Here is a 231-nt window from a genome sequence, read left to right on the forward strand (position 1 = left end):
TGCTCGATGAGATCGACGGCATCGCCGAAGCGTGCGAGCGCGCGGTGCCGGGGTGCACGGTCGGCCCGCGGGTGATGCCGTGGAATTCGATGGAACTCGAGGTGGTGACACCGGAGCAGACGCGGGTGGTGATGACCGCTGCCCGCCCGTACGACCCGGACAGCCCGGCGGCCGAGCACCTGCGGTCGATGGGGATCGAGGGGCCATGACGGCACAATGGTGGTCGTGACC

The 231-nt window shown here is 69.7% G+C and carries 1 pseudogene; it reads left to right on the forward strand.

The features are described 5' to 3' along the window. Positions 1-209, forward strand: a pseudogene (locus ACTT8P_RS38740) (VOC family protein); the annotation flags it as partial. Positions 210-231: the final 22 nt, after the last annotated feature.

It is taken from the genome of Streptomyces sp. JW3 (assembly GCF_052216785.1).
GTDB lineage: Bacteria > Actinomycetota > Actinomycetes > Streptomycetales > Streptomycetaceae > Streptomyces.